Consider the following 23,786-nt stretch of genomic DNA (forward strand, 5'->3'; position numbering starts at 1 on the left):
GTCAACGGCGCTTATCCGGCTGAAGCCCCGGGCCCGCAAAATGCGGGCCACAGGGCCATCAGCGTTTGCCGTCAGCTTGGCGTATTACCAGCGGTAGTGGGCGAAGGCCTTGTTGGACTCGGCCATCTTGTGGGTGTCCTCGCGGCGCTTCACAGCTGCACCAAGACCGTTGGAAGCGTCCAGGATTTCGTTGCGCAGACGCTCAGTCATCGTCTTCTCGCGGCGGGCCTTGGAGTAGCCAACCAGCCAGCGCAGGGCCAGTGCGGTTGCACGGCCCGGCTTGACCTCAACCGGAACCTGGTAAGTGGCGCCGCCAACGCGGCGGGACTTGACCTCAAGGCTCGGCTTGATGTTGTCCATGGCCTTCTTCAGGGCTGCAACCGGATCCTGTCCGGTCTTCTCCTGTGCGCCTGCAAGTGCACCGTAAACGATGCGCTCTGCGGTGGACTTCTTGCCGTCTACCAGAACCTTGTTGATCAGCTGCGTGACCAGCGGGGAGCCGTAGACGGGATCCAGTACGAGCGGCCGCTTGGGGGCCGGACCCTTGCGGGGCATATTACTTCTTCTCCATCTTCGCGCCGTAGCGGCTGCGAGCCTGCTTGCGGTTCTTGACACCCTGGGTATCGAGGGCACCGCGGACAATCTTGTAGCGGACACCGGGAAGGTCCTTCACACGACCACCGCGCACCAGCACGATGGAGTGTTCCTGAAGGTTGTGACCCACACCGGGGATGTAAGCGGTTACTTCGATGCCGCCGTTGAGGCGGACACGTGCAACCTTACGCAGAGCCGAGTTCGGCTTCTTCGGGGTGGTGGTGTAAACGCGGGTGCAGACACCACGGCGCATCGGGCTGCCCTTGAGGGCAGGAGCCTTGGTCTTGGAGACCTTGGGTGAGCGGCCCTTGCGGACCAGCTGCTGAATCGTAGGCACTTTCGTGTTCTCCGTTTTTTCTCGAGATAATTCTCTGGTTGCCTCGCCCCGCTGCCGGCTAAGAGCCGATCCCGGGGCGACGCGCTTCAAGTCGTTGCCGCAATGCCCCGAGAAGTTCCGATATTCTCGCCGAAAGCGACCGTAGGCGTGCAAAAGTGTGGCATTCGTTGCGCAAGGACCCCGCAACCCGGAAACAGGCCCGCCCATTCCTTTCGGAATGCATTCCCCCGAGTATCTCTCCACGGGGGGCACGCGAGCGGCCTTCATCCACTGCCACACAAACAATTGGTTTTCAGTCTAGCAGACTTAACGGGTTCCGGAGGAAAGTGCGGGCAGCGTCACTAGCTGCGGGCACTCAGGGCCGAGGTGATCGTGGCCGAGGCCTGCTGCAGGTACGGAAGCACGCGGGCAGCCGCTTCTTCCAGGGTAAGGCCCGCGGTCGCCTGCATGGAGGTGTTCAGGGCAGCCACCACCTCCCCCTTGGGATCCAGGACGGGAACGGCCACGGAGCGCAGTCCCAGTTCCAGCTCCTGGTCCACGATGGCCCAGCCCCGTTCCCGCGCCTGCGCCACCAGGACGCGCAGCCGGTCCGGGTCCGTGACCGTGCGTTCCGTCAGCGGGCGCAGACGGACTTGTGAAACATAGTCCTCGAACCGGTCCTCCGGCAGCCCGGCCAGCAGGACCCTGCCCATGGACGTGGCATAGGCGGGGAACCGGGTCCCCACGCTGATGCCAACGGTCATCAGCCGGCGGGTATGGATGCGGGCAATATAGACAATCTCGTCCCCGTCCAGCACGGACGCCGACGTGGATTCGGAAATCTCCCGGGACAGGTCTTCCAGCACCGGCTGCGCGAGCTGGGGCAGGGACTGGCCGGACAGATAGGAATACCCCAGCTGCAGGACCAGTGCCGTCAATTCAAAGGTCCGCCCGTCGGTGCGTACGTAGCCGAGTTCCACAAGGGTGAGCAGGAAGCGGCGGGCCGTGGCCCGCGTCAGCCCTGTCCGGCGGGAAACCTCGCTCAGGGTCATCTGCACGTTGTCCGCGTCGAATGCCCGGATCACCACCAGGCCGCGGGCCAGCGACTGCACAAACTGGTCGCTGGCCGGCACCGTCCCGCTCACCTGTCCCCCATGTGATTAGTTACTTCCCGCTGTCGGCGGCGCCGCGGATCAACGGGATGTCCATCTTTGCCGCCAGCTCTTCGAACGTGGTGCCGAAGGTCTCGCGGACGTGGACACCGTCCTCCTTCAGCAGGAAGACCGCTTCACTAGTGTAGACGCGGGTCACACACCCGACGCCGGTAAGCGGGTAGCTGCATTCCTTCACCAGTTTGCTCAGTCCGTCCTTGGTGAACAGGGACATCATCACGTAGACATCCTTGGCACCGGTCGCCAGGTCCATTGCACCGCCGACCGCCGGGATGGCATCCGGGGCACCGGTGTGCCAGTTCGCGAGGTCACCGGAGGCGGAAACCTGGAAGGCGCCCAGCACACACACGTCCAGGTGCCCGCCGCGCATGATCGCGAAGGAGTCCGCATGGTGGAAATAGGCGGCACCCGGCAGCTCGGTCACCGGAATCTTGCCGGCGTTGATCAGGTCCGGGTCCACCTCCCCGCCGGCGGCTTCCGGGCCCATGCCCAGCATCCCGTTTTCGGTATGCAGGGTGATGTTTTGTTCCGGCCGCAGGTAGTTGGAGACCAGGGTGGGCTGGCCGATGCCCAGATTCACGAAGGATCCGGGGGCGATATCACCAGCCACCAGTGCGGCGAGGTCGTTCTTGCCCAGCTTTTCGGTCTGGTTGCTCATGCTGCAGCCGGCGCTTTCTCCCGGTCCACGCGGACCAGGCTGTTGACGTAGATTCCGGGGGTCACCACTACTTCAGGGTCCATCTCGCCGATGTCGACGATCTCGCGGACCTGCACAATTGCGGTCTTCGCGGCGGCGGCCATGATCGGTCCGAAGTTCCTGGCGGTCTTCCGGTAGACCAGGTTGCCGGCCTTATCTGCCCGCAGGGCCTTGACCAGGGCGAAGTCCGCGTGCAGCGGGGTTTCGAAGACGTAGCCGCGGCCGTCGATCATCCGCGTTTCCTTGCCTTCGGCCAGCGGGGTGCCGTAGGCGGTGGGCGTAAAGAACCCGCCGATGCCGGCACCGGCGGCGCGGATGCGCTCGGCCAGGTTGCCCTGGGGCACGAGCTCCAGTTCGATCTCGCCGGCGCGGAACTTCGCGTCGAAGATCTGCGAGTCGGACTGCCGCGGGAAGGAGCAGATGATCTTCTTCACCCGGCCCGCGCCGATGAGGGCGGCCAGCCCGTGTTCGCCGTTGCCGGCGTTGTTGTTGACGACGGTCAGGTCCCTGGCACCCTGGCGCAGCAGCGCCTCGATGAGTTCCACGGGCTGTCCGGCCTGGCCGAACCCGCCGATCATGACGGTGGCGCCGTCGTGGATGGGCGCAACTGCCTCATCAACGTCCTGCACAATGTTGAGCACGGTTTTTCCTTACGTCTTCGGTGGCGGGATTCTCAGTTGGCGTTTTCGAGCACGACGGCGAGGCCCTGGCCCACGCCGATGCAGATTGCGGCCACGCCCCAGCGCTCTCCGGATTCCTGCAGCCGGCGGGCAAGCGTGCCGAGGATGCGGGTTCCGGAAGCACCCAGCGGGTGGCCGATGGCTACGGCGCCACCCCAGGCGTTGACGATGCCGGGGTCAACGTCCCAGGCGTCCAGGCAGGCCAGCGACTGGGCGGCAAAGGCCTCGTTGAGTTCAACGGCGCCGACGTCGCTCCAGCTGATGCCGGCCCGCTTCAGCGCCGTGTTGGCCGCTTCCACCGGGGCGTACCCGAAGTACTGCGGTTCGTTGGCGGCGGCGCCGCGGCCGGCGATCCGGGCCAGGGGCTCCAGCCCGAGGATCCCGGCGGCTTTCTCGCTGCCCAGCCAGGCGGCGGACGCGCCGTCGTTCAGCGGTGAGGCGTTGCCCGCCGTGACGGTACCGCCGGAGGCATCCTCCGATGCGGGACGGAAAACGGTGCGCAGCGTGGAGAGCTTTTCCACCGTGGAACCGGCGCGGATGCTTTCATCCCGGTCCAGGTCCACACCGTCCACGGCTACGGTCAGGTTCGCGTATTTGCCTTCGTCCCAGGCCCGGGCGGCCAGGGCGTGGGAGGCGGCTGCGAACTCGTCCTGGCGTTCCCGCGTGATGCCGTACTTCTCGCGCAGCTGCTCGGTGGCCTCGCCCAGGGACACTGTCCATTCCGCGGGCATGGCCGGGTTGACCAGCCGCCAGCCCAGCGTGGTCGAGACCAGGGTGGAATCTCCGGCCGGGTACGGCTTCTCGTTCTTGGGCAGCACCCAGGGGGCACGGCTCATGGATTCGACGCCGCCGATGAGCATCAGGTCCGCCTCGCCGGTGTTGATCTGCCGCGAGGCGATCAGTGCGGCGTCCAGGGACGAGCCACAGAGGCGGTTGACCGTGGTGCCCGGGATCGAGGTCGGCAGTCCGGCCAGCAGTGTGGCCATGCGGGCAACGTTGCGGTTTTCCTCGCCTGCGCCGTTGGCGTTGCCGAACACTACTTCGTCGATGCGCTCGGGATCGAGTCCGGGAGCCCGGGAGACGGACGCCTTCATCACCTGCGCGGCCAGGTCGTCCGGGCGGACTCCGGCCAGGGCACCGCCGAACTTGCCGAAGGGGGTGCGGACTGCGTCGTAGATATAAGCCTGGTTCACCGGTACTCCTTGAGCTGGAAAGCGAAAACTGGAAGAGGGAGAAGGGACATTCCGCGGCTCAGGCCCCGGCGTCGATCTCCCGGAAAACACCCTGGGCCACCTTGAAGGCGGAGTTGGCCGAGGGGACGCCGCAGTAAATGGCCGACTGCAGCACGATCTCCTTGATTTCGTCACGGCTGAGGCCGTTGCGCAGTGCTGCGCGGACGTGCATGGCGAACTCCTCCAGGTGTCCGTGGGCGATCAGGGCGGTCAGCGTAATGGCGCTGCGCATGGTGCGCGGAAGTCCGGGACGGGTCCAGATGGTGCCCCAGGCGTACTGGGTGATCATGTCCTGGAAGTCAGTGGTGAATTCGTCCTTGCCGGCGTTGGCCCGGTCCACGTGCTCGCCGCCGAGGACCTCGCGGCGCACCGCCATGCCCTCGTTGTAAACGTCCTGCCTGCTCTTGCCGGCGTCTGCGATCACTGCGTTACTTCCCTTCGAGGTACTGTGCGCCGAAGAAATCCTTCAGCAGGTCTGCGGTGGCGTCCGGCTGCTCCACCGGGACCAGGTGTGCGGCATCGTCGACGACGGCGACGGTTCCGTTGGCAACGCGGTCCGCAATAAGCTGCGCGAACGACGGCGGCGTGACGGCGTCGTCAGCCCCGGCCACAGCGAGCACCGGAACCGTGATGTCCGGCAGGCGTCCGCGGACATCGAAGGTGGCAAGGGCACGGCAGCACAGGGCGTACGAGAAGCGGTCGGCGTCCTGCAGCGAATGCAGCAGGGAAGAAGCGGCAGCGGGCTCCCGGTCCATGAATCCCGGTGCAAACCAGCGCTGGCCCGAGCCGACCACCTGGGTGGGTGTGCCCTGGACGCGCACCGTTTCCGCGCGTTCCTCCCAGGCCCCCGCCTCGCCGATCTTGGCTCCGGAGCAGAGGACGGCCACGCCGTCGAACAGCGATCCGTGGTCCAGCGCCAGCTGCAGCCCGACGGCGCCGCCCAGCGACACCCCGGCGTAGAAGACCGGGACGTCTGCGGGAATGTCTCCGGCGCTGCGGGCACCGGTGACCATCGCGGCGACGGCGGCGGCCAGGTCCGCGATGCTGAACGGTTCCTCGGCGGCGGGACTGGCACCGTGTCCGGGCAGGTCCCAGGCGATGACGGTGAAGGTGTCCAGGGCGGCGGCCGCACGGCTCCACAGCGGCATGGATGCGGTGCCCAGTGACGGGCCGGCGATCAGGACGGGGGCTGCGGGGCCGGCGCTGGAGAGGCGGGTGGCCTTGATGGCGGGGGTACTCATGCTGAGGGCTTTCCGGGGTAGGCGGCGATGATCCGCTCAATGAGGGCGGCGGCCTCCCCTAGGTATTCGGCGGGGTCGAGGAGGCTCTTGAGTTCGGCGTCGGAGAGGATTTCCGCGGGGACGGCGCTGCGCAGCAGCTCCTCGAAGGGCTCGCCCGAGGACAGGGAGCGGGCGACCGCGCCGGCAATGACTTCCTTGCCGCGCCCGGGCACGCCGTCGTCGAGCAGCGGGGCTGCGACAGCCATGATTTTCTCGCTGACCACGAGCGGTCCGGCGGATTCCAGGTTCCGGGCCAGCGCGTCGGTGGAGACCTGGAGGCCTTCGGCCAGTTCGGCCAGCTTGGCGGCAGTTCCCCCGGCGAGGCGCAGCAGGGAGCGCAGTGCCTGCCATTCGACATGCCAGGAACCGCTGGGCCGTTCATCATCCGCGGCCGCCGCGGCAGCGTTCAGCTGCATCCCGTATCCGGGTGCCGCCAGGGCAGCGCTGCGGATCAGGACGGACAGGACGGGGTTCTGCTTCTGCGGCATGGCGGAGGAACCGCCGCGGCCGGCGGCACGCGGTTCGGAGACTTCACCGATCTCCGGGCGGCTGAGGAGCAGGACGTCGTTGGCGACCTTCCCGGCCGCCGCGGTGAAGTCCTGCAGTGCGGCACCGAGTGCGGTCACGGGCAGCCGGTTGGTCTGCCACGGTGCCACGGGGGCAGCCAGGCCAAGGGCATCCGCCAGCCGCGCAGTGAGGTCGAAGGCGGTTGGGCGAACAGGCCCCGGTGCGGAAGCCGCAGTCAGGGTGAGCGCCGCCAGGGTACCGGAGGCGCCGCCCCACTGCAGCAGCAGGTTCCCGGAGGCGGTGCGCAGCCCCTGGGTGGCGCTGCCGACGCCGTGCAGCCACTGGGCGGCACGCAGGCCGAACGTGGAGGGAAGGGAGTGCTGGGTCAGGGTGCGGGCCACGCACAGGGTTGCTGCGTGGCGGCGGGCCGTTTCGGCCAGGGCAGCGGCGGCCCGGTCGGCGTCCGCCAGGACCGCTTCCAGGGCACGCCGGGCCAGCAGCATCAGGGCGGTGTCCATGATGTCCTGGCTGGTGGCGCCGCGGTGGATGGCGGCCGCTGCCTTCGGGGACTGCGCGCGTGCCTGCGTGCGGAGGTCGGCCAGCAGCGGAATCACGGGGTTGCCGCCGCCCTGTGCCCGCTCGGCGAGGGACGCAGCGTCGTACCGGGAGGCGTCGCTGACAGCCGCAACCGCAGCGGGGGCGTCAGGATCCGCCAGTCCGGCGGAGGCCAGCACGCGCACCCACTCGAGCTCCACGTCCAGGAGCGCCTGGAGCAACTGGCGGTCTCCGGTCAGTTCCGCGGCGCGGGTTCCCGCCCACACCGGGGAGAGCAGCCCGTAGTCCGCACTGTCAGCTGCACCCACCGCTATGACCCGGGGTAGGCGAGGAAGACGGTTTCGTCCTCGCCCTGCAGGCAGATATTCCAGCGCAGCCCGCCGTCGGCCTCGCGTGTGGCGATCAGGGTGCGCCGGCGTTCCTCGGGCAGCGAGGACAGCAGGGCATCGCGGGCCAGCGCCTCTTTGTCATCCGGCAGGTACATCCGGGTGTGCAGCTTGTTCAGCAGGCCGCGGGCAAAGATGACGAAGGAGATGAAGGGTGCCGATCCCTCCTCCGTCGGGCCCGGGTTCACCGTGGTGAAGGTGTAGTTGCCGACATTGTCGACGGCGGTACGGCCCCAGCCGGTGAAGGTGTAGCCGTCGCGGACCAGGGAACCGGTCCGCTGCGGGATGTTGCCGTCGGCGTCGGCCTGCCAGATTTCCAGCAGGGCGTCCGGAATGGTGTCCCCGGCGCCGTCGGTCACGGTGCCCTGCAGGCGGATGCTGCCGGGCATCCCCGGGGGAAGCAGCTGGTTGTCCCTCTCGAAGGGAAGGGCGTAGCCGTAGAACGGGCCGATGGTCTGGCCGGGCGTGGCGGTTAGCTTCTGCTCGCTCATTACTCTGCGTCCTCGTCTTCCATCCAGGTGCGGTTGCTGCCGGTGAGCACGATGTCCCAGTTGTAGCCGGTGGCCCATTCATGCGAGGTGATGTTGTGGTCGTACGTGGCCACGAGGCGGTCGCGGGCCTTGGAGTCGGTGATCGACTGGTAGATCGGGTCAAGGGCGAAAAGCGGATCCCCGGGGAAGTACATCTGGGTGATCATGCGCTGGGTGAAGTCGGTCCCGAAGAGCGAGAAGTGGATGTGGGCCGGCCGCCAGGCGTTGTAGTGGTTCTTCCACGGGTACGGGCCGGGCTTGATCGTGGTGAACTCGTAGGATCCGTCGTCGGTGGTGATGCAGCGCCCGACGCCGGTGAAGTTCGGGTCCAGCGGGGCCGGGTGCTGGTCGCGCTTGTGGATGTAGCGGCCGGCGGAGTTGGCCTGCCAGATTTCCACCAGCTGGTTGCGGACCGGGTGCCCGTCGCCGTCGAGGATGCGTCCGCGGACGATGATCCGCTCCCCCATCGGCTCGCCGTTGTGCTGGATGGTCAGGTCGCTCTCGAGCGCGTGGACGTCCTGGTGCCCGAAGGCCGGGGACCACAGCTCAATGGTTTCGGGGTCCACGTGGTGCGGATCCTTGGTGGGGTGGCGCAGCAGGGAGCTGCGGTAGGGAGTGAAATCGATGCGGGGCTGGGTTTCCTCGGCGGCGCCGTCGTCCACCCCCTTGGAGTAGTCGGCGTGGACCGAGGCGATTTCAGCGGAGATCTGGTCCTGCGAGGCCTCTGCCGCATCCAGCTTCTCGATGACATGGCTGTTCGAGAAAAGATTCTCTTCCATTTCCATGGGTCTTCCTTTCAATGAAGCGCGCCCTCGCGCTCCGGCTTTCCAAGCATCCACGTGGTCGAGACCACAGTACACGGCTTGTTCATTGGATGTACAGGTGTTCGCCATACGAACAGCTAGGCGTTCGGCCACCCGGTATAGGCCTCGGCCAGGTAGGCGCTGCCGTGCCGGGAAGCGACGACGCCGCTAAGCTCCCCCAGCGCACGCTTGCGCTCGAAGGGGCTGGCATCCGCACGGGTGTGCAGCATGGAAGTCATCCAATAGGAAAAGTTCTGCGCCCGCCATACCCGCTGCAGTGCCTTGTCGCTGTACCCGTCCAGCAGGTCCGCGGACCCGGTGGCGTAGAACGAGTCAATGGCCTCGAACAATACCGACACGTCGGCCAGGGCGAGGTTCAGGCCCTTGGCGCCCGTGGGCGGAACGGTGTGCCCGGCGTCGCCGGCCAGGAAGAGGTTGCCGTAGCGCATCGGTTCGCAGACGTAGCTGCGGAATTTCAGGACGGTCTTTTCGAAGATCGGGCCCCGCGTCAGTTCGAAACCGTCGGGGCCGTCCACCCGGGCCTGCAGTTCGTCCCAGATCCGGTCTTCGCTCCAGGCATCCGGGTCCTCGTTCGGATCGGACTGGAAGTACATCCGCTGGACCTCGTCGTTGCGCTGGCTGATCAAGGCGAAGCCGCGGTCCGAGTTGGCGTAGATCAGTTCCGGGGCGCTGGGAGCCGCCCGGGTAAGGATGCCGAACCAGGCGAAGGGATACTCGATGAAGTTGTCCGTGCGGGCTTCCCTGGGGATGGAGCGCTTGCAGATTCCGGCGGAACCGTCCGAGCCGACCAGGATCTCGCAGTGGATTTCAAAGTCCCGCCCGTCGCTGTCGGTGAACAGGATTTTCGGGGTGCCGGTGGTCAGGTCCGTGACGGCGGTGTCGGTGACTGCGTAGCGGACGTCGCCGTGGTCCCGTTCTCGGGCGGCGGCCAGGTCCGTGAACACCTCGTTCTGCGGGTACAGCCACACGGACTCCCCCACCAGGTCCTCAAAGTCGATGCGGTGGCTCTCGCCGCCGAAGCGCAGGTCGATCCCCTCGTGGCGGTACCCGTCCGTCAACACCCGGTTACTCACGCCGGTTTCGGTGAGCATGCGGACGCTGCCGTGCTCCAGGATCCCGGCCCGGTGCGTGGTGCGGATGGTTTCGTAATCCCGCTTTTCCACCACGATGTTCTCGATGCCGGACTTGGACAAAAGATGCGAGAGCATCAGCCCGGCCGGGCCGCCGCCCACAATACCGACCTGCGTCTTGAGGACCGTGCGCTCTGCACTCATCTGGGACTCCCTTGGAAACTTGTAGCGGACACTACCCCCAGTGTGACTGGAGGCACATAGCCGGCTCCAAGGCGATTCCCATTCAATGGGAAATCGGCCGGCCGTCCAGGGCGGCCGGGAGCAGGGGTCAGCACTGGTGGTGCGGTCCCGCCGCCTCCGCACGGACGCCGAGCCCCCGGGAGATTCCACGGGCGGCCGTCATCAGGGCCGGGACGGTCGCCGGGATGTATTCGCCGCCGGTAGGCACCACAACGCCAATTGCCGCCACCGCGGTGCTGCCCGCACCAAACACGGGTACCGCTATCCCGGTGGTGTCCGGAACGACGGCGCCGGGCAGGCTTGCGCTGCCTTCCAGGCGCATCCGGGCCCAGGACGCCCGCAGGCTCTTCTCCCCTGCGGCATCGAGGTTCCGGCGCTGCAGGTAGTCCTCCTGCACGTGCCGGGGTGAATGGGCCATCATGACCATTCCGGAGGAGGAGACGTGGACCGGAAGCCGGCCGGCAACCTTGGCGTGGTTCAGCACCGATCCGTGGCTGGAAAGGCGTTCGATGAACAGGACCTCGTCCTGGCGCAGCACCGACAGCTGGGTGTGCTGCCGGACCACAGCCTGGATGTCTTCCATAAACGGCATGGCAATCTGCTTGAGGCCAAGCGCAGCGGAACTGCGGTTGGCCAGTTCCCACAGGCGAAGGCCAAGGCGCACGCCGCCGTCGGGCTCCCTTTGCAGGAAACCGTGTCCCATCAGATCATTCACGATCCGGTGCGCAGTGGACAGCGGCAGCCCGGCACGGCGGGCCAGCATGGCAATGGGCATGGCCTGGTGGGTTTCGTCGAAGGCGCTGATAACCCGGACGATCCGGCTGGTCATGGACTCGCCGCTGGGGGAATTGGCCATTATTAAAGTCTCGCACAGCCGTTACCGGCACAGCCGTTAAACGCGGCAGGCCCCGCACCCTGGGGTGCGGGACCTGCCGTTGACGCTGCGCGCTGTACGCGGCGCCTGTTTTGCCTTGGTTAGCGGAAGTCGCTGCCCATGTCGTAGTCATCCAGCGGGATGGCGTGGAACTCGGGGCTCAGACCGCCGTCAACGCCGGCGTAGTCGAAGTCGCTGAAGGCGCTCGGGCCGGTGAAGAGATTGGCCTTCGCTTCTTCGGTCGGCTCGACAGTGACCTCGGTGTAACGGGGCAGGCCCGTTCCGGCCGGGATCAGCTTACCGATGATGACGTTCTCCTTGAGGCCGAGCAGCGGATCGCTCTTGCCTTCCATGGCAGCCTGCGTCAGGACGCGGGTTGTCTCCTGGAAGGAAGCTGCGGACAGCCAGGACTCGGTGGCCAGGGAGGCCTTGGTGATGCCCATGAGTTCCGGACGGCCTGAAGCAGGCTTCTTGCCTTCCGAAACCACGCGGCGGTTCTCGTTCTCGAAGCGGCGGCGTTCGGTCAGCTCACCCGGGAGCAGATCGGAATCGCCGGACTCGATCACGGTTACGCGGCGCAGCATCTGGCGGACAATAACCTCGACGTGCTTGTCGTGGATGCCCACACCCTGGCTGCGGTACACGCGCTGGACTTCGTCCACCAGGAATTCCTGTGCCTTGCGCGGGCCGAGGATACGGAGGATCTGCTTGGGATCCACCGCACCGAAGACCAGCTGCTGGCCAACCTCTACGTGGTCGCCGTCGGCAACCAGCAGGCGGGCACGGCGCAGGACCGGGTAGGCGATTTCCTCGGAGCCGTCGTCGGGAGTGACAACCAGACGCATCTGGCGGTCGGTCTCTTCCAGCGTGACCCGGCCCGCGGTCTCGGCGATCGGAGCAACACCCTTAGGCGTACGTGCTTCGAAGAGCTCCTGGATACGGGGCAGACCCTGGGTGATGTCCTCAGCGGAAGCAACACCACCGGTGTGGAAGGTACGCATGGTCAGCTGGGTACCCGGCTCACCAATGGACTGTGCGGCAATGATGCCCACGGCCTCGCCGATGTCCACGGTCTTACCCGTGGCCAGGGAGCGGCCGTAGCAGAGTGCACAGGTACCGACGGCGGACTCACAGGTGAGTACGGAGCGGACCTTGATGTCGGTAACGCCTGCTTCGAACAGCTTGGCGATGAGGACGTCGCCCACATCGTCGCCGCCCTTGGCCAGGACGTTGCCCTGGGCATCGGTGACGTCGGTGGCCAGCGTACGGGCGTACGCCGAGTTCTCGACCTCTTCATGCAGCTGCAGTTCGCCGTTGGAATCCGGAACCGCGATGGTTACGTTCAGGCCGCGCTCGGTGCCGCAGTCTTCCTCACGGACGATGACGTCCTGGGAAACGTCCACCAGACGACGGGTCAGGTAACCCGAGTTGGCGGTACGCAGAGCGGTATCGGCAAGGCCCTTACGGGCACCGTGGGTGGCGATGAAGTATTCCAGCACCGACAGGCCCTCGCGGTAGGAGGACTTGATCGGGCGCGGAATGATCTCGCCCTTAGGGTTGGCCACCAGGCCACGGATACCGGCAATCTGGCGGACCTGCAGCCAGTTACCACGGGCACCGGAGGACACCATGCGGTTGATGTTGTTGAACTCGGGCATGTTCGCCCGCATTGCAGCAGCAACCTCGTTGGTGGCCTTGTTCCAGATGTCGATCAGTTCCTGGCGGCGCTCGTCTTCAGCGATCAGGCCCTTGCCGTACTGGCTTTCAACCTTGGCAGCCTGGGCTTCGTAGCCTTCCATAATGGCCGGCTTGTCGATCGGAGCCGCAATATCGGAGATGGCAACGGTGACGCCCGAGCGGGTGGCCCAGTAGAAACCGGCGTCCTTCAGGTTGTCCAGCGTTGCCGCCGTGACAACCTTCGGGTACCGCTCAGCCAGATCGTTGACGATCGCGGAGAGCTGGCCCTTATCGGCAACTTCCTTCACCCACGGGTAGTCCGCAGGCAGCGTCTGGTTGAAGATGACCTGGCCGAGGGAGGTTTCGATGAGGGCAGGAGTGCCCTCTTCCCAACCTTCCGGTGCCGGCTGGGTGGCGCTGGGGACGAAGCCGTCCACGCGCATCTTCACCAGTGCGTTCAGGTGCAGCTCGCCCATGTCGAAGGCCATGATGGCTTCGGCCATGGAACCGAACACGCGGCCTTCACCGGCAGCACCGTCACGCTTGGTGGTGAGGTGGTGCAGGCCGATGATCATATCCTGCGAGGGCAGGGTGACCGGGCGGCCGTCGGACGGCTTCAGGATGTTGTTCGAGGACAGCATCAGGATGCGTGCTTCAGCCTGGGCTTCGGGGCTCAGCGGCAGGTGGACTGCCATCTGGTCGCCGTCGAAGTCAGCGTTGAAGGCGCCGCAGACCAGCGGGTGCAGCTGAAGGGCCTTGCCTTCAACGAGCTGCGGCTCGAAGGCCTGGATGCCGAGGCGGTGCAGGGTGGGTGCACGGTTGAGCAGCACCGGGTGTTCGGTGATGATCTCTTCCAGTACGTCCCAGACCTGCGGACGGAAACGCTCGACCATGCGCTTGGCGCTCTTGATGTTCTGGGCGTGGTTGAGGTCAACCAGGCGCTTCATCACGAACGGCTTGAAGAGCTCCAGTGCCATCTGCTTGGGCAGGCCGCACTGGTGCAGCTTCAGCTGCGGGCCGACGACGATAACGGAACGGCCGGAGTAGTCAACGCGCTTACCCAGGAGGTTCTGGCGGAAGCGGCCCTGCTTGCCCTTGAGCATGTCGGACAGCGACTTCAGCGGACGGTTGCCCGGTCCGGTGACCGGACGGCCGCGGCGGCCGTTGTCGAACAGGGAGTCAACAGCTTCCTGGAGCATCCGCTTTTCGTTGTTCACGATGATCTCGGGGGCACCGAGATCCAGCAGGCGCTTCAGGCGGTTGTTGCGGTTGATCACGCGGCGGTACAGGTCGTTAAGGTCCGACGTCGCGAAACGGCCGCCGTCGAGCTGGACCATCGGGCGCAGTTCCGGCGGGATGACCGGAACGGCGTCCAGGACCATGCCCAGCGGGCTGTTCGTGGTGGTCAGGAACGCGTTGACAACCTTCAGGCGCTTCAGGGCACGCGTCTTGCGCTGGCCCTTGCCGTTCTGGATGATGTCGCGCAGGTTCTCGGACTCGGCCTGCATGTCGAAGTCTTCAAGACGCTTCTTGATGGCTTCGGCACCCATGGAGCCTTCGAAGTACAGACCGTAGCGGTCACGCAGTTCGCGGTAGAGGCCTTCGTCGCCCTCCAGGTCGCCGACCTTGAGGTTCTTGAACCGGTCCCAGACCTGCTCGAGGCGCTCGATGTTGTTGTCGGCGTCGCGGCGGACCTTGGCCATCTGGCGGTCGGCGGAGTCGCGGGCCTTCTTCTTGTCGGCAGCCTTGGCGCCTTCGCCCTCGAGGCGGGCAAGCTCGCCTTCCAGGTCCTTGGCGATCGCGGCGATGTCGGAGTCGCGCTGGTCGACGAGGTGCTTGCGCTCCACGTCGTGCTCGGCCTGCAGGTTCGGAAGCTCCGCGTGGCGGTTCTCTTCGTCAACCGAGGTGATCATGTAGGCAGCGAAGTAGATGACCTTTTCAAGGTCCTTCGGTGCCAGGTCGAGCAGGTAACCCAGGCGGGACGGAACACCCTTGAAGTACCAGATGTGGGTGACGGGAGCGGCGAGCTCAATGTGGCCCATGCGTTCGCGGCGCACCTTGGCACGGGTGACCTCGACGCCGCAGCGCTCACAGATGATGCCCTTGAAGCGGACGCGCTTGTACTTACCGCAGTAGCATTCCCAGTCGCGGGAAGGACCGAAGATCTTTTCGCAGAAAAGACCGTCCTTCTCCGGCTTCAGGGTTCGGTAGTTGATGGTTTCCGGCTTCTTGACTTCGCCGTAAGACCAGCCGCGGATTTCATCCGCGGTGGCAAGGCCGATTCGCATGAGGCCGAACGTGGAATCGTTGGACATGGGTCCCTGTTCTCTCTTGTTCTCTAAATCTGAATGTCTCGGGTGCGGAAAAGATTGAAGGTGACCATCAGGGCCGGCGCCAGCCGGTCCGGGTTAGGCGGCTTTAATATTCCTGCGAGCTCTGCGAGCTGGGAATTTCGTTGCCGCCGTTCCGGACCGTCCTGGCACCGACCGGGACGGATCTACCTGCTAAACCTCTTCGACGGAGCTGGGCTCTGCACGTGACAGATCAATACCCAGTTCCTCCGCGGCCCGGAAGACTTCTTCATCCGAGTCACGCATTTCAATCGTGTTGCCTTCGGTGGAGAGGACTTCCACATTCAGGCAGAGCGACTGCATTTCCTTGATCAGGACCTTGAACGATTCCGGAACACCGGGCTCCGGGATGTTCTCGCCCTTGACGATGGCTTCGTAGACCTTCACGCGGCCATGGATGTCATCAGACTTGATCGTGAGCAGTTCCTGCAGCGTGTAGGCAGCGCCGTACGCTTCCAGGGCCCAGACTTCCATCTCACCGAAGCGCTGTCCGCCGAACTGTGCCTTACCACCCAGCGGCTGCTGCGTGATCATGGAGTACGGTCCGGTGGAGCGGGCGTGGATCTTGTCGTCCACCAGGTGGTGCAGCTTCAGGATGTACATGTAGCCGACCGAGATCGGGTCCGGGAACGGCTGGCCGGAGCGGCCGTCGAACATCCGGGCCTTGCCCGATGCACCGATCAGGCGGTTGCCGTCACGGGTCACGTTGGTGGAGTCGAGCAGGTTGGTGATCTCGTCCTCGCTGGCACCGTCGAACACCGGGGTGGCAACAGTGGTGGGGCCGGTCTCGCGCGGCAGGTTCGGCAGGTCCTTGACCCAGTCCGGCTCGCCTTCGATCTTCCAGCCCTGCTTGGCAGCCCAGCCCAGGTGGATTTCCAGGACCTGTCCGACGTTCATTCGGCCCGGAACACCCAGCGGGTTCAGGATGATGTCGACGGGGGTTCCGTCTTCCATGAACGGCATGTCTTCGATCGGGAGGATCTTGGAGATGACGCCCTTGTTGCCGTGACGGCCGGCCAGCTTGTCGCCGTCGGTGATCTTGCGCTTGTGCGCCACGTAGACGCGCACCAGCTGGTTGACGCCCGGGGGCAGCTCGTCGTCGTTGTCGCGGTCGAAGATGCGGACGCCGATGACGGTGCCGGACTCGCCGTGGGGAACCTTCAGCGAGGTGTCGCGGACTTCACGGCTCTTCTCGCCGAAGATTGCGCGCAGCAGGCGCTCTTCAGGGGTCAGTTCCGTTTCACCCTTAGGCGTGACGCGGCCAACCAGGATGTCTCCTGCTTCAACCTCGGCACCGATGTGGATGATGCCGCGCTCGTCGAGCTGCGAAAGCACCTCTTCGGAGACGTTGGGGATGTCACGGGTGATTTCCTCGGCACCAAGCTTGGTGTCGCGGGCGTCAACCTCGTGCTCCTCAATGTGGATGGAGGTCAGGACATCGTCGGAGACCATGCGCTGGGACAGGATGATGGCATCTTCGTAGTTGTGGCCTTCCCATGACATGAATGCCACGAGCAGGTTCTTACCAAGTGCCAGTTCACCCTGGTCCGTTGCGGGACCGTCGGCGATGATGCTGTTGACCTCAACCCGGGTGCCTTCGGAGACCAGCACGCGCTGGTTGTAGGCGTTGCCCTGGTTGGAGCGCTCGAACTTCATGATCGGGTAGCTGGTCTCGGTGCCGTCGTCGTTCATGACGGTGACGAGGTCAGCGGAAACCTCGGTGACAACACCGGGCTTCTTGGCGGTCACGGAGTCGCCGGCGTCAACTGCGGTGTACTTCTCCATGCCGGTGCCCACCACGGGGCGCTCGGAACGGAGCAGCGGCACAGCCTGGCGCTGCATGTTCGCACCCATGAGGGCGCGGTTGGCATCGTCATGCTCGAGGAACGGAATCAGGGCCGTAGCCACCGACACCATCTGGCGCGGGGAGACGTCCATGTACTCGACCTCGTTGGGCTCAACGAGGACGGGCTCACCGGAACCGCCGCGGGCACGGACGAGGACGAGGTCCTCGGCGAAGTGCTGGTCGGCGCGCAGCGGAGCGTTTGCCTGGGCAATGGTGCGCTCAACTTCGTCATCGGCTGTCAGGTAATCGACCTTATCGGTGACTACGCCTTCCTCGACCTTGCGGTACGGGGTCTCGATGAAGCCGAAGGCGTTGATGCGGCCGTAGGAAGCCAGCGAACCGATCAGGCCGATGTTCGGGCCTTCAGGGGTTTCGATGGGGCACATACGTCCGTAGTGGGACGGGTGCACATCTCGGACTTCCATGCCTGCGCGGTCACGGGACAGACCGCCCGGGCCCAGCGCGGACAGGCGGCGCTTGTGCGTCAGACCGGCCAGCGGGTTGTTCTGGTCCATGAACTGCGAGAGCTGGGACGTTCCGAAGAACTCCTTGATCGCAGCAACGACGGGACGGATGTTGATCAGGGTCTGCGGCGTGATGGCCTCGACGTCCTGGGTGGTCATCCGTTCGCGGACCACACGCTCCATACGGGACAGGCCCGTGCGGATCTGGTTTTCGATCAGTTCGCCGACGGCGCGGATGCGGCGGTTGCCGAAGTGGTCAATGTCGTCGACCTCGACGCGGATGTCCACGTCGTCGCCGTTGCGCTTGCCCGGAACCGTCTTCTCGCCGGCGTGCAGTGCCACGAGGAACTTGATCATGGCGACGATGTCGTCATTGTTCAGTACCGAGGCGTCGGAGTCAGTCAGGGGCTTGTCAATGCCGAGCTTGCGGTTGATCTTGTAACGGCCAACCTTGGCCAGATCGTAGCGCTTCGGGTTGAAGTACAGGTTGTCCAGCAGGGTCTGGGCAGCCTCGACCGTGGGCGGCTCGCCCGGACGGAGCTTGCGGTAGATGTCCAGCAGGGCATCTTCGCGGGTTTCCGTGGGGTCCTTTTCCAGGGTGGCCCGGATGGAGTCGTATTCGCCGAAGGTCTCGAGGATCTGGCCTTCGGTCCAGCCCAGTGCCTTGAGCAGCACGGTGACGGACTGCTTGCGCTTGCGGTCGAGGCGGACGCCCACCTGGTCGCGCTTGTCGATCTCAAGTTCAAACCACGCACCGCGGGAAGGGATGATCTTCGCGGTGTAGATGTCCTTGTCACTGGTCTTGTCCGCGGTGCGCTCGAAGTACGCGCCCGGGGAACGGACCAGCTGGGAAACAACAACACGCTCGGTGCCGTTGATGACGAACGTTCCCTTGTCTGTCATGAGGGGGAAGTCGCCCATGAACACGGTCTGCTGCTTGATTTCACCCGTGTTGTTGTTCATGAATTCGGCTTTAACGTACAACGGGGCCGAGTACGTAGCGTCCCGGTCCTTGCACTCCGCCATGGTGTACTTCGGGTCGGCAAACTCCGGCTCCGAGAAGCTCAGGGACATGGTGCCCTGGAAGTCTTCAATCGGGGAGATTTCCTCGAAGATGTCAGCCAGGCCGGAAGTGGTGGCAATACCCTGTTCGCCGGTCTCCCGCGCCTTTTCAACGCGCGCCTTCCAGCGCTCGTTGCCGACGAGCCAGTCAAAGCTGTCCGTCTGCAGGGCAAGAAGATTGGGAACGTCAAGCGGTTCGTGAATCTTTGCGAATGAAATCCGGGAAGCTGCGTTCTCCGGATTAGTAGCGGTTTCGTTATTAGAGGTGCTCGAGGCGACCAAGAGGGATCCTTCCACAGACCTTCAGGCGTGTTTCACGCCTCCTCCCCTGCACGATCCGGACCGAGTCCGTGTGCGTCCCAGTGTCCGGCGGCGGGCACATCCACAGGTTGCGGATACTGCCCGGCACGGAACGAAGCCCACCGCTATATGAAGGCTGAAGGTTAACAGGAGGAAGCAAATATCCACTATAGGGCATTATGGGCAGACAAGTCTACCCGGTATTTGAACCCTGCTTCGCTCAACCCCTCGGAAAGGACGTTCCGGGGTGGACTTTCCGGCTATCAGATCCGGATCCAACCCCGTTTTAAGGGGGAGCTACAGGCAACACCGGCGTACCGTTCACGCATCGGATACAGATACCTTACCGCATAAGCGCGCTTCCGCGCTCGTCGGTCGGTGGGCGGGACCGCAGGGGCGTGTGACGGCGCTCTCCCCCGGCGCCGCGCGTTGGCGTAGCCTTGTCCCTGTCTTCAATGACGAATACAACGACGAAAGCGACGCACGAGTGACTAACGCACCCATAAACCCCTCCGCGGCCCGCGAGGGCGCAGCCGTTCCCGAAGTGGTCATTGTCGGCGGCGCACGGACACCCCAGGGGCGCCTGAACGGCCAGCTGTCCGCCTTTACTGCCGTCGAGCTTGGTGCCTTTGCCATCAGGGGCGCCCTGGAAAAGTCCGGCGTCGACGCCGCAGATGTGGACTCCGTCATCATGGGCCATGTGGTGCAGGCCGGCTGCGGGCAGAATCCCGCCCGCCAGGCCTCCATCAAGGCCGGCATCGGCTGGAACGTTCCGGCGGCCACGGTCAACAAGGTCTGCCTGTCCGGCCTGGCTGCAGTGATTGATGCCGCCCGGCTCATCCGCGGCGGCGAGGCCACCGTGGTGGTGGCCGGCGGCCAGGAATCAATGACGCGCGGACCGCACCTGCTTCCGGGGTCCCGGCAGGGCTGGAACTACGGCAATATCTCCGCCCTGGATTCCGTGGCGCACGATGGCCTGACGGATGCCTTCGACAACGACTCCATGGGTATTTCCACCGAGCGGGGCAATACGAAACTGGCGATCAAGCGGCTGGAACAGGACGAAGTAGCCGCTGCCTCGCACCAGCGTGCGGCAGCGGCCATGGCTACGGGGATCTTCGACGCGGAAATCATTCCCGTCACGGTGCCGCAGCGCCGGGGCGAGCCCCTGGTCCTCATCTCGGACGAGGGCGTGCGGCCCAACACCACCGTGGAGACGCTGGCGGGCCTTCGCCCGGCATTCGATTCCGAGGGAACCATCACGGCCGGCAACTCCTCCCCGCTTTCCGACGGCGCGGCGGCCCTGATCCTCACTACCCGGGACTATGCCGAAGCCAACGGGCTGGACATCCTCGCCGCCGTCGGGCTTCCCGGCCAGGTCGCCGGTCCTGACAACACGCTGCATTCCCAGCCGTCCAATGCACTCTTCGCCGCCCTCGGGCGGGCCGGCTGGAGCGCCTCGGACCTGGACTTCATCGAGATCAACGAGGCCTTCGGCGCCGTGGCGGTCCAGTCCCTGAACGAGCTGGGCATGGACCTGGAACAATGCAACCTGCACGGCGGAGCAATTGCGCTCGGGCATCCCATCGGCGCCTCGGGCGCCCGGCTGGCGCTCACGGCAGCACATGAACTCGCGCGGCGCGGAACCGGCCGGGCCGGCGTCGCCCTCTGCGGCGGCGGCGGACAGGGCGAGGCGCTGCTGCTTTACCGCGAAGAGGCATAGCAGGAGCCTGCACACGCAGAAGGCCCCGTTCCGAAAGGAACGGGGCCTTCTGTAAGGCGTTTTTATGCGGTTAGGCAGTAAAAACTACTTGACGGTGACGGTGGCGCCGGCAGCTTCGAGAGCTTCCTTGGCCTTGTCAGCGGCTTCCTTGTTGGCGCCTTCGAGGACGGCCTTCGGAGCGCTGTCAACCAGGTCCTTGGCTTCCTTCAGACCCAGCGAGGTCAGGGAGCGAACTTCCTTGATCACTGCGATCTTCTTGTCGCCGGCTGCTTCGAGGATGACGTCGAATTCGGTCTTCTCTTCAGCGGCTTCAGCGGCACCGGCAGCGGGGCCGGCAACTGCAACAGCAGCAGCGGTGACGTCGAACGTCTCCTCGAAGAGCTTCACGAAATCGGAGAGCTCGATGATGGACAGTTCCTTGAAAGCTTCAATGAGCTCTTCGTTGGTGAGCTTCGCCATGGTGTGGCGTCCTTCCTATAGTTGGTGCACGCAGGCACCGGAGATTGATGGAGAAGAGGTTCTACTCTTCGGTGGCTGCTTCTGCTGCCGGAGCTTCTTCTGCAGCGGCCGGAGCCTCTTCTGCAGCGGAGTCAGCGGGGGCGCCGCTTTCCTCTTCAAGCTTCATGCGCAGTGCATCAGCCGTGCGGGCGAGCATGGACATCGGTGCCTTGAGGACACCGGCGACGCGTGCAAGCTGGAACTCACGGGACTCAAGGGCAGCCAGTGCGGCTACACCGGCGGCATCCAGGGCATTGCCCTCGAAGACACCGGTCTTGATGACGAGCTGCGGGTTGGTCTTGGCAAAATCCGTCAGGCTCTTTGCAGCTGCAACTGCGTCACCCTTGATGAAGGCAATTGCAGTAGGTCCGGCAAGCTGGCCTTCGAACGCGTCGATGCCGGCTTCCTTGGCTGCAATGCCAGTCAGGGTGTTCTTTACGACCGAGTACTTGGTGTCCTGGCCGAGCGAACGACGCAGCTCCTTGAGCTGTGCAACGGTGAGCCCGCGGTATTCGGTTAGGACAGCAGCGGTCGATTCCTTGAAATCGGTGGTGATTTCCTCGACTGCTGACACCTTTGTTGGCGTTGCCATAACCCTCCTTCCGGGGAAATAGTGCCGGTGGATCGGGTCCCGAACATAAAAAACGCCCCGGGCAGATGCACGGGGCTTCACTCTACGGACGCACGAAGTTCCGGAGTTCAGTTCGTTCACCTGCGCAGGCCGCCCTATCAAGGGACTTTCGGATGTTTCTCCAACCGGGTTCCACGCGTGGAGGGCTGAAGGTTCAGCCTTACGGTGGGATTGAATGCACATCGACCGACGGTCTTTGGTAGTTCCAGAGTACGGGAGAATCCGGCAGGGAACAAATCCCGGTCCCGGGGCCTGCATGGCTGGCAGCCGCCCGGCGGATGTCAGCGGGCCGGCGGATGTCAACCGGCGGACAGCTCCCTTTGCCACTCTCCGGAGTAGCCGATGGCCCGGAACCCCAGCTGCTCGTTAATGGAGAGCATGTAGCGGTTTTCCTCAGCGTTCCAGGTGTAGACCCGGAGCGCTTCGGGAACCACCTCCCGGAGGCGGACCAGGTTCGCGGCCTTGAGCAGCATGCCCAGCCGGTTCCCCCGGTGGCCTTCCAGGACCAGGGTGTCGTCCTGGTAAACCACGGCGGGGTTGTTGCGGAAAACCTCCAGGACGGTGTGGCCGGCGAGTTCACCGGTGGCAACATGCCGGGCGGCGCTGACCAGCACCTCTGCGTCCATATCGCGGGCCAGGCCCTCGGCTTCCCGCACCCGGGCTTCGTCCCAGGCTTCTTCCGCCAGGTCCAGCCCGCCCATCGGCGCATCGGTGCTCATCTTCTGCCGCAGCTGTGCGTAGGCCTCCACGAGATCCTCCGGACAGGCACCGCTCCAGAACTCAAGTTCGTACCCTGCTCCCGCGGCCGCCTCGGCCTGCTGCAGCACAGCTATGCCGGCGGCAGCGCTTCCCAGCTCAAGCCGGCTGATCCGGTCCACCAGTTCCAGCCGGAAGCCGAGCCCTGCGGCAAATGCGGCAGCGGCGTCCTGCGGGATCCGGCTTTCCGTCCCGGATTCCGGTTGCACGGATCCGCCGGGCAGCAGGTGCTCTGTCTCCGCCATCAGCATGCGCCGGTTGTGGGACACGGCAAGTTCCTCCGCGGCTGCATAAAGCTGCGTCCCCACCCCTTGGCGGCGGGCAGAGGGGGCCACAACCACATTGACGTATCCGGTATGGAGGTTGTCCGTAAGCGGCAGGTTGACCAGGGCCACACCGACGATCGTTCCGCCGGGCTCCGTGCCGGCACGGGCAGCCAGCATCTCGCGCCGGCGGGTCTCGGTGCTGCGTCGGCCGGCCAGCTGGGCCTGCGGCGGGCCGTAGAAGTCATCATTGCCCCAGAACTCGCGCAGCTGCGCATTGAGCAGCTCGGCAACGGCGACGAAATCCTCCGCCCCCGGTGCGTCCAGGCTGTCCGGAACGGCAATCGGCTCAATGGAAACCGGCATCTGTGTCATGGCCCACATCCTGCCGTACGCAGTCCCCGGGACCAAAGGCTGAGGCCCGGGAACACAAAAGAGCGGCCGCAGCCTGGGGCTGCGACCGCTCTATTCGGGGAGAAATCCCCAGGTTCTACTGCTGACTATGCGTCTGCAAGGACCTTGGTGACGTTGGGATCAACGCTGATGCTCGGGCCGAACGTGGTGGACACGGTCGCCTTGGAGATGTAGCGGCCCTTGGCTGCGGACGGCTTGAGGCGAAGAACTTCTTCCAGGGCGGCTGCGTAGTTCTCAGCCAGCTTCTGGGCGTCGAAGGACACCTTGCCAATGATGAAGTGCAGGTTGGAGTGCTTGTCGACGCGGAAGTCGATCTTGCCGCCCTTGATGTCCGTGACAGCCTTGGCCACGTTCGGGGTAACCGTACCGGTCTTCGGGTTCGGCATGAGGTTACGCGGGCCGAGCACGCGGCCCAGGCGGCCGACCTTGCCCATCATGTCCGGGGTAGCCACTGCGGCGTCGAAGTCGGTCCAGCCGGCTGCAACCTTTTCGATCATGTCATCGGAACCAACGAAGTCGGCGCCGGCAGCGATTGCTGCTTCAGCCTTCTCGCCGGTAGCGAAAACGAGGACGCGGGCCGTCTTGCCGGTGCCGTGGGGCAGGTTGACCGTGCCGCGGACCATCTGGTCAGCCTTACGGGGGTCAACGCCCAGGCGGAAAGCCACCTCAACGGTTGCGTCGAACTTGGAAGGATTGGTGTCCTTCGCCAGCTCTACAGCCTCGACCGGTGCGTACAGCTTGTCCGCATCGATCTTGGCTGCAGCTGCTTCATATGCTTTGCTGCGCTTTGCCATCTGCTTTTTCTCCTTGTGCAGTTGTGGTCTGTCGGACCGCGCCCGGC

Annotated in this window: 20 protein-coding genes; 1 reads left to right on the forward strand and 19 read right to left on the reverse strand. The window is 65.0% G+C overall.

Features of this window, described 5'->3' with window-relative positions; genetic code table 11:
• Positions 1-84: 84 nt before the first annotated feature.
• From rpsG to rpoB, 15 genes are all read right to left on the reverse strand, one after another.
• On the reverse strand, positions 85-555 hold the full coding sequence (rpsG, locus tag LOC60_RS01915) for a 30S ribosomal protein S7 (protein ID WP_146361062.1): 471 nt from the start codon (positions 553-555) through the stop codon (positions 85-87).
• A gap of 1 nt (position 556) precedes the next feature.
• Positions 557-931 (reverse strand): 30S ribosomal protein S12, encoded by a 375-nt coding sequence (rpsL, locus tag LOC60_RS01920; RefSeq protein WP_146361060.1) that lies wholly within the window; start codon positions 929-931, stop codon positions 557-559.
• Positions 932-1,272: 341 nt separating this feature from the next.
• Positions 1,273-2,055, reverse strand: a complete 783-nt coding sequence (locus LOC60_RS01925; RefSeq protein ID WP_230021164.1) for an IclR family transcriptional regulator domain-containing protein — start codon at positions 2,053-2,055, stop codon at positions 1,273-1,275.
• Between the two features lie 19 nt (positions 2,056-2,074).
• Positions 2,075-2,740, reverse strand: coding sequence for a 3-oxoacid CoA-transferase subunit B (locus tag LOC60_RS01930; protein ID WP_230021166.1), 666 nt, complete (start codon positions 2,738-2,740; stop codon positions 2,075-2,077).
• Entirely contained in the window at positions 2,737-3,420 is a 684-nt protein-coding gene (locus LOC60_RS01935; protein WP_230021167.1) for a 3-oxoacid CoA-transferase subunit A, read from the reverse strand. The genes LOC60_RS01930 and LOC60_RS01935 overlap by 4 nt, the downstream gene beginning before the upstream one ends.
• A gap of 32 nt (positions 3,421-3,452) precedes the next feature.
• Positions 3,453-4,652, reverse strand: coding sequence for a thiolase family protein (locus LOC60_RS01940; protein ID WP_230021170.1), 1,200 nt, complete (start codon positions 4,650-4,652; stop codon positions 3,453-3,455).
• Positions 4,653-4,710: 58 nt separating this feature from the next.
• Entirely contained in the window at positions 4,711-5,067 is a 357-nt protein-coding gene (gene pcaC, locus LOC60_RS01945) for a 4-carboxymuconolactone decarboxylase (protein WP_230021368.1), read from the reverse strand.
• 52 nt (positions 5,068-5,119) lie between these two features.
• Positions 5,120-5,932 (reverse strand): alpha/beta fold hydrolase, encoded by an 813-nt coding sequence (locus tag LOC60_RS01950; protein ID WP_230021172.1) that lies wholly within the window; start codon positions 5,930-5,932, stop codon positions 5,120-5,122.
• Entirely contained in the window at positions 5,929-7,341 is a 1,413-nt protein-coding gene (locus LOC60_RS01955; protein ID WP_230021174.1) for a lyase family protein, read from the reverse strand. Before LOC60_RS01955 ends, LOC60_RS01950 begins: the two co-directional genes overlap by 4 nt.
• A gap of 2 nt (positions 7,342-7,343) precedes the next feature.
• The gene (gene pcaG, locus LOC60_RS01960; protein ID WP_230021175.1) at positions 7,344-7,910 is read right to left on the reverse strand and encodes a protocatechuate 3,4-dioxygenase subunit alpha; all 567 of its coding nucleotides are present in this window, start codon (positions 7,908-7,910) and stop codon (positions 7,344-7,346) included.
• Positions 7,910-8,734: a protocatechuate 3,4-dioxygenase subunit beta gene (gene pcaH, locus LOC60_RS01965; protein ID WP_442860356.1), complete on the reverse strand. Its 825-nt coding sequence runs from the start codon at positions 8,732-8,734 to the stop codon at positions 7,910-7,912. The genes pcaG and pcaH overlap by 1 nt, the downstream gene beginning before the upstream one ends.
• 116 nt (positions 8,735-8,850) lie before the next feature.
• Positions 8,851-10,047, reverse strand: coding sequence for a 4-hydroxybenzoate 3-monooxygenase (locus LOC60_RS01970; RefSeq protein ID WP_230021179.1), 1,197 nt, complete (start codon positions 10,045-10,047; stop codon positions 8,851-8,853).
• Positions 10,048-10,174: 127 nt separating this feature from the next.
• Positions 10,175-10,942: an IclR family transcriptional regulator gene (locus tag LOC60_RS01975; RefSeq protein WP_230021181.1), complete on the reverse strand. Its 768-nt coding sequence runs from the start codon at positions 10,940-10,942 to the stop codon at positions 10,175-10,177.
• A 119-nt stretch (positions 10,943-11,061) separates the two neighbouring features.
• On the reverse strand, positions 11,062-14,952 hold the full coding sequence (locus tag LOC60_RS01980; protein WP_230021182.1) for a DNA-directed RNA polymerase subunit beta': 3,891 nt from the start codon (positions 14,950-14,952) through the stop codon (positions 11,062-11,064).
• A 189-nt stretch (positions 14,953-15,141) separates the two neighbouring features.
• Positions 15,142-18,642 carry a DNA-directed RNA polymerase subunit beta gene (rpoB, locus tag LOC60_RS01985; protein ID WP_230021183.1) on the reverse strand — a complete coding sequence of 1,167 codons (3,501 nt, stop codon included), beginning with the start codon at positions 18,640-18,642 and terminating at the stop codon, positions 15,142-15,144.
• Positions 18,643-19,147: 505 nt separating this feature from the next.
• On the opposite strand from rpoB, the gene LOC60_RS01990 reads away from it, so the two are divergent.
• Positions 19,148-20,383 carry an acetyl-CoA C-acetyltransferase gene (locus tag LOC60_RS01990; protein WP_230021185.1) on the forward strand — a complete coding sequence of 412 codons (1,236 nt, stop codon included), beginning with the start codon at positions 19,148-19,150 and terminating at the stop codon, positions 20,381-20,383.
• Positions 20,384-20,467: 84 nt separating this feature from the next.
• On the opposite strand, the gene rplL is transcribed toward LOC60_RS01990, so the two are convergent.
• From rplL to rplA, 4 genes are all read right to left on the reverse strand, one after another.
• Complete coding sequence (gene rplL / locus LOC60_RS01995) at positions 20,468-20,842, reverse strand: 50S ribosomal protein L7/L12 (RefSeq protein ID WP_227918771.1); 375 nt, start codon at positions 20,840-20,842, stop codon at positions 20,468-20,470.
• Positions 20,843-20,903: 61 nt separating this feature from the next.
• On the reverse strand, positions 20,904-21,473 hold the full coding sequence (rplJ, locus tag LOC60_RS02000) for a 50S ribosomal protein L10 (RefSeq protein ID WP_230021187.1): 570 nt from the start codon (positions 21,471-21,473) through the stop codon (positions 20,904-20,906).
• 338 nt (positions 21,474-21,811) lie between these two features.
• Positions 21,812-22,906, reverse strand: a complete 1,095-nt coding sequence (locus LOC60_RS02005) for a GNAT family N-acetyltransferase (protein WP_230021189.1) — start codon at positions 22,904-22,906, stop codon at positions 21,812-21,814.
• A 125-nt stretch (positions 22,907-23,031) separates the two neighbouring features.
• Entirely contained in the window at positions 23,032-23,739 is a 708-nt protein-coding gene (gene rplA / locus LOC60_RS02010) for a 50S ribosomal protein L1 (RefSeq protein ID WP_227918778.1), read from the reverse strand.
• Between the last annotated feature and the right edge of the window lie 47 nt (positions 23,740-23,786).

Source organism: Arthrobacter sp. zg-Y769 (assembly GCF_020907405.1).
Taxonomy (GTDB): domain Bacteria; phylum Actinomycetota; class Actinomycetes; order Actinomycetales; family Micrococcaceae; genus Arthrobacter_B.

Bases quoted from the DNA above. Each gene is read 5' to 3' on its own strand.
- rplJ (WP_230021187.1), bottom strand. From the start codon at position 21,473: ATGGCAACGCCAACAAAGGTGTCAGCAGTCGAGGAAATCACCACCGAT.
- rplA (WP_227918778.1), bottom strand. From the start codon at position 23,739: ATGGCAAAGCGCAGCAAAGCATATGAAGCAGCTGCAGCCAAGATCGAT.
- pcaG (WP_230021175.1), bottom strand. From the start codon at position 7,910: ATGAGCGAGCAGAAGCTAACCGCCACGCCCGGCCAGACCATCGGCCCG.
- LOC60_RS01950 (WP_230021172.1), bottom strand. From the start codon at position 5,932: ATGAGTACCCCCGCCATCAAGGCCACCCGCCTCTCCAGCGCCGGCCCC.
- pcaC (WP_230021368.1), bottom strand. From the start codon at position 5,067: ATGGCGGTGCGCCGCGAGGTCCTCGGCGGCGAGCACGTGGACCGGGCC.
- LOC60_RS01930 (WP_230021166.1), bottom strand. From the start codon at position 2,740: ATGAGCAACCAGACCGAAAAGCTGGGCAAGAACGACCTCGCCGCACTG.
- rplL (WP_227918771.1), bottom strand. From the start codon at position 20,842: ATGGCGAAGCTCACCAACGAAGAGCTCATTGAAGCTTTCAAGGAACTG.
- LOC60_RS01980 (WP_230021182.1), bottom strand. From the start codon at position 14,952: ATGTCCAACGATTCCACGTTCGGCCTCATGCGAATCGGCCTTGCCACC.
- LOC60_RS01975 (WP_230021181.1), bottom strand. From the start codon at position 10,942: ATGGCCAATTCCCCCAGCGGCGAGTCCATGACCAGCCGGATCGTCCGG.
- LOC60_RS01970 (WP_230021179.1), bottom strand. From the start codon at position 10,047: ATGAGTGCAGAGCGCACGGTCCTCAAGACGCAGGTCGGTATTGTGGGC.
- rpsG (WP_146361062.1), bottom strand. From the start codon at position 555: ATGCCCCGCAAGGGTCCGGCCCCCAAGCGGCCGCTCGTACTGGATCCC.
- LOC60_RS02005 (WP_230021189.1), bottom strand. From the start codon at position 22,906: ATGACACAGATGCCGGTTTCCATTGAGCCGATTGCCGTTCCGGACAGC.
- pcaH (WP_442860356.1), bottom strand. From the start codon at position 8,734: ATGGAAATGGAAGAGAATCTTTTCTCGAACAGCCATGTCATCGAGAAG.